Genomic DNA, 4617 nt, shown 5'->3' on the forward strand with positions numbered 1-4617 from the left:
TGCACTTGACGCAGTAGAAATCGCCACTCCATGTTTCTGACATTGCGGCCTCCTTGCCGTTGTGTTGCTAGTCATCCTGAGCGTACGCGTGACAGGCGTGTTTCACGCTCAGCTGAGCGTAAATCTCTCCGGCGAGTTGCGGGGGAGCGAACTAGTCGAGTTTGGTCAAAAAGAGGCTCCCGGCGGAGTGTGCCTTCCCCTGCGCACCCTGCCGAGAGCCTCGATTGCCCGAAACGCTAGGTCTGGGCGCACTGACCGTCAAGGGAAATCGGAAGACTGTTGTCCACGCCTGTGGATAACGATGGGGACAAGTTGTGGGGAAAGCCAGCCCCTCGTGTGGACACCATGGGGGAGCCGGTGCACAACCTGTGGGCGGTCGTTGCGGACCCGTTGCGGACAGCCTTGATGACCTGCAAAAACGTGGGAGACGCGCTGTGGAGGAAAGAAATGTCGAGCCCGCCGGATAGATTTACGGCATGGGTGAGGTGGAGATCCGGCGGAGCCGTCGGCGCAAGCGCACGATCAGTGCGCACCGCGAAGGAGACAAGACCATCGTGCTCGTGCCTGCGCACCTTTCGCAGGCGGAGGAGGACAAAGCCGTACGCAGCCTCGTCGAACGACTCGACCGCAGGGACCAGCGTTCCCGCCCCAGCGATGACCAGCTCATGGCGCGTGCGGCCCAGCTCTCGCGGGTGTGGCTCGACGGCAAGGCGCAACCGCTGACCGTGCGCTGGGTGTCCAACCAAAACGCTCGGTGGGGCTCCTGCAGCAGTGCCGATCGCAGCATTCGGCTGTCCGACCGGCTCAAGGGCATGCCGTCATACGTCGTCGACTACGTGCTGGTGCACGAGCTGGCGCACCTCATTGAGCCCAATCACAGCAAGCGGTTCTGGGCTCTTGTCGACGCCTATCCCGAGGCGACGAAGGCTAAGGGGTTCCTCGAAGGCGTGTCGTGGACGCAGCGATGAGCGCCCGCACTGAGTGATCGGTCTCGGCCGGTAGGTTGTCGATCGCGAACCACTCCAGCTCGTCCGATTCATCGCTGATGACGTGCAGGGCGTCGGGCGGGGCCACGGCGACGAACTGCACGTCGAGGTGGTGTGACGGTCGGATCGGCCCGCATTTCGGCACCTCGTGACGTGACAGAAGCACGGGCACAGGGTCGAGTGCCAGGCTCGCGATCCCGCTCTCCTCGAACGCCTCGCGCAGAGCTGCCTCCGCCAGCGACTCGTCCTCCGTGTCGATGTGCCCGCCAGTTTGCAGCCACCGTTTGATGACGTGGTGCAGCGTGAGGAGTACACGCTGGTGGTCTGCGGAGACGATCAGCGCGCTCGCTGTCAGATGGTCTGGATGGCAGTGCCGGCTTGTCGCGTTGGCGTGCCCATCGAGGTGTGCGAGGTAGGTGACGCGCAGTTGTTCCTGCTCGTCGTCTGGCGCCGCCCAGCGTGTCAGCACGCTGTGCGCATCGGAGTGGAGCGTCACTCGCCGCCATTCTTGTCTGGCTCAGAGTCGGGAGTGTCGTCGCGCGGGCCGTCAAGCAGCTCACCGATGGCGGCATCCCAATCGTCATCGCTCTTCGTACGGCTCTCGCCCTGTGCGAAGCCCAGGGGATCGTCGAGGTCCGCCGTCGACGGCATGAGGTCGGGGTGACTCCACGGCGCATCGCGCTCGTCGGGACCTTGGCGATCACGCAGCGCGGCCCAGAGGGTCGCCGCTTCGCGAAGCTTGCGTGGCCGCAGCTCGAGGCCGACGAGCGACGCGAATGTCTGCTCGGCGGGTCCGCCCGCACCACGACGACGACGCATCGCTTCCGCGAGCGGGGCAGCGGCGGGCATCCGGTCCTTGGTGGCCTGGGCGACGACCTCGTCGACCCAGCCCTCGATCAGGGCGAGCAGGGTTTCGAGTCGTTCGAGCGCCTTGAGCTGTTCGGGTGTGCTCTCGGGCTCGAACAGTCCGCCACTCATTGCTTCCTGGATTGCCTCGGGGCGTGACGGATCGATATCGCGGATCTGGGACTCGATCGCCGAGACGTCAATACGGGTACCGCGGCCGAAGTCCTCGATGGCACCGACGAGTGCCGGACGGAGCCAGGGAGCGTGCTGGAACAGGCGGTGATGTGCGCACTCGCGGAGCACGACATACAGAAGGACATCGGATGCCGAATGCTCGAGACCTTCGCCGAACGCCTTGACGCCCTCGGGCAGCACGGCGGCGACCTTCTCGGGGCCGAGCGGCAGGCCGATGTCGGTTGACGAGAGGACCTCACCGGCTAGACCGCCGAGGGCCTGGCCGACCTGCTGGCCGAACATCGCGCCGCCGGCCTGATTGAGCATGCCCATCAGAGGACCAGCTATTGCCTTGGCTTCCTCGGGCAGTGCGTCGGCCATCGCCTTGACGACGTGCTCGGCGATCGGCTCGACGAGTGTCTGCCAGGTGCCCGAGGTTGCTTCGATCCATTCGGCACGGCTCCACGCTGTGCTCGTCGTGGCACCGGCGGGGATCGTCGTGGCGGTGTCGAGCCAGGACTCGGCCAGGCGTACGGCATCGTCCATGGCGCCTTGTTGAGCCGCATTGGGCGTCGGATCCGGGCCGGCAGCCGCAGCCGTGTGGCGTGCGACGTCCTTGGCGAGGTCGAAGTTGACGCTGCCCTCGTGCGGGGCGAACATCTTCTGCATCTGCCCCATGATTTGAGTCATGTCGAGCTGACCGCCGGCGAATGCACCGAAGATCTGCTCCATCGGCGTACCGGCAAAGGGGTTCTGGGGTTCGTTCTGCGCGTCGTCTCTATCGTCCTCGGACATATCTCAACAGTAGCCACCCGTTCGTGGGACTCCACAGAATCGGTGTTCGCCCTGCGAGGAATCCGTACGCCTCGTCGGTACCGCTTGCTGAGACTGACTAGGCTCGGGTTGTGTCCGACGCATCAACGTTGAGTCGCCGCTATACGACGATGCTCGTCGCGGCGCTCTCCCTCATCGCCCTCACCTGCGTTGCGATGCTCGTGCCCGTCCCGTACGTGATGCAGCGACCAGGACCCGCGTACGACACCCTTGGGAAGTTCGAGGACAAGGAACTGTTCACGTTCAGCGCAGGTGTGAAGACCTATCCGACGACTGGGACGTTGGACTTCACCACTGTCCGGCTGACCGGTCCGGACGGAAGGTTGTCGCTCGGTCGCGCAATGCTGGCGTACTTCAGCTCGGATGAAGCTGTCGTGCCCAAATCGCTGATCTATCCCGACGATGAAAGTGCAAAGCAGTCCAAGCAAGAAGGCGCGGCGCAGATGGACAGCTCCAAGGACTCATCGCGAGTCGCTGCGTTGCGGGCTGCTGGCTATACGGTGACCGGCTCGCCGCAGATAGTTGGTGTCACCAAGGGCGGCGCCGCGGACGGCAAGCTCAAGGCCGGTGACGTCGTCACTCGCGTCGACGGAGCGAAGATCAGTTCCGCGGAGGCTCTGGTGAAGGTCGTCGGCGAGCACGAGCCCGGCGATGTCGTCACCCTGACGATCACCCGCAAGGGCAAGGCGCAGGACATTGCGATCAAGACCAAGCCCGCTCCCGACGATCCGAAGGTTCCGCGCATCGGCGTCACGTTGGGGACCAAATATCGTTTCCCGTTCACGATCAACAACAATGTGGGACCCAACGTCGGCGGTCCCAGTGCAGGCACGATGTTCGCCTTGGCGATCTACGACAAGTTGACGCCAGGCGCACTGACCGGTGGGAAGAAGATCGCCGGAACCGGCGAGATGGCGCCCGACGGCACCGTCGGGCCGATCGGCGGCGTACGTCAGAAGATGGCTGGCGCAGCGCAGCACGACACCAAGATCTTCCTCGTCCCAGCCGCCAACTGCGCCGAGGCGGCAGATGGGGATGACTTCGGTATGAAGCTCATCAAGATCACCAAGCTCGACGACGCGATCAGCTCGCTCGAAGCCTTGGCCAAGGATCCCGATGCGAAGGTGCCGTCGTGCAGTTGATGCCTGACTCGCCGCTTCGCAGGGCGGCGTTGGAGATGGAGGCGTACGTCGCGGCCGATGGCTGGGACCAGGCGCCGCGGCTTTTCGCTCTCGTGGCCACCGCTGATCTCGTCTCCAAGCAGCCCGACCTGGCCGATCAGCTGTCATCCGACTCCGGTGAGATCACGTTGGTCGAGCAGGACGGCGTACCGGCCGACCGGCCGATCGAGGACCTGCTCCTCGAGATCGCGTGGCCCGACAGCGTGATGGGGTGCGCTGCCGTACTCGAACGCATCATGCTTCCGCCCGAGGCCGAGGCGGCGCTGCCTGAGGATCCTGACGAGATGTTCATGGCGGCCGCTGCGCACCCAGATCGCCAAGAGGTACGGCTGATCGCAGCCGTCACACGTGACGGTGCCGCGCACAGCGCCGTGCGTGCGCGCGAACCGGACGACGCGGCATTGCTCGAGGGCCCCGATCTCGTACCCGGGCTGGTCGAGCAACTACGGCAAACACTGGCATAGAGTCTTAATTCACCCCTACACAGGAGCACCGTGAGCGACATCTTCGGAACACCCCGACCGCGATCCGCGCCGCGTCCGCCTGATGGCCGACGTCGTGTTCTGGTGCCCACGCTGGTCACCCTCGCCGTGCTG

General features: G+C 64.8%; 5 protein-coding genes. 3 read left to right on the forward strand and 2 right to left on the reverse strand.

The genetic code is table 11. The features are described 5' to 3' along the window. Positions 1-476: 476 nt before the first annotated feature. Positions 477-968 (forward strand): M48 metallopeptidase family protein, encoded by a 492-nt coding sequence (locus V6M39_RS05315; protein ID WP_332642697.1) that lies wholly within the window; start codon positions 477-479, stop codon positions 966-968. On the opposite strand, the gene V6M39_RS05320 is transcribed toward V6M39_RS05315, so the two are convergent. After that, positions 928-1482, reverse strand: a complete 555-nt coding sequence (locus V6M39_RS05320; RefSeq protein WP_332642698.1) for an NUDIX hydrolase — start codon at positions 1480-1482, stop codon at positions 928-930. The two genes, V6M39_RS05315 and V6M39_RS05320, sit on opposite strands and share 41 nt — an antisense overlap. Further along, positions 1479-2801 carry a zinc-dependent metalloprotease gene (locus V6M39_RS05325; RefSeq protein ID WP_332642699.1) on the reverse strand — a complete coding sequence of 441 codons (1323 nt, stop codon included), beginning with the start codon at positions 2799-2801 and terminating at the stop codon, positions 1479-1481. Before V6M39_RS05325 ends, V6M39_RS05320 begins: the two co-directional genes overlap by 4 nt. A 110-nt stretch (positions 2802-2911) precedes the next feature. Here V6M39_RS05325 and V6M39_RS05330 point away from each other — a divergent pair, with 110 nt between their 5' ends. Next, positions 2912-3982 carry a YlbL family protein gene (locus V6M39_RS05330; RefSeq protein ID WP_332642701.1) on the forward strand — a complete coding sequence of 357 codons (1071 nt, stop codon included), beginning with the start codon at positions 2912-2914 and terminating at the stop codon, positions 3980-3982. Then, the gene (locus V6M39_RS05335) at positions 3982-4485 is read left to right on the forward strand and encodes a PPA1309 family protein (protein ID WP_332642702.1); all 504 of its coding nucleotides are present in this window, start codon (positions 3982-3984) and stop codon (positions 4483-4485) included. The genes V6M39_RS05330 and V6M39_RS05335 overlap by 1 nt, the downstream gene beginning before the upstream one ends. Positions 4486-4617 lie beyond the last annotated feature (132 nt).

This window comes from Aeromicrobium sp., assembly GCF_036675695.1.
GTDB lineage: Bacteria > Actinomycetota > Actinomycetes > Propionibacteriales > Nocardioidaceae > Aeromicrobium.

What these genes read in the sequence shown, in the direction of transcription:
- V6M39_RS05315 (WP_332642697.1), top strand. Translation starts at nt 477, where the DNA reads ATGGGTGAGGTGGAGATCCGGCGGAGCCGTCGGCGCAAGCGCACGATC.
- V6M39_RS05335 (WP_332642702.1), top strand. Translation starts at nt 3,982, where the DNA reads ATGCCTGACTCGCCGCTTCGCAGGGCGGCGTTGGAGATGGAGGCGTAC.
- V6M39_RS05325 (WP_332642699.1), bottom strand. Translation starts at nt 2,801, where the DNA reads ATGTCCGAGGACGATAGAGACGACGCGCAGAACGAACCCCAGAACCCC.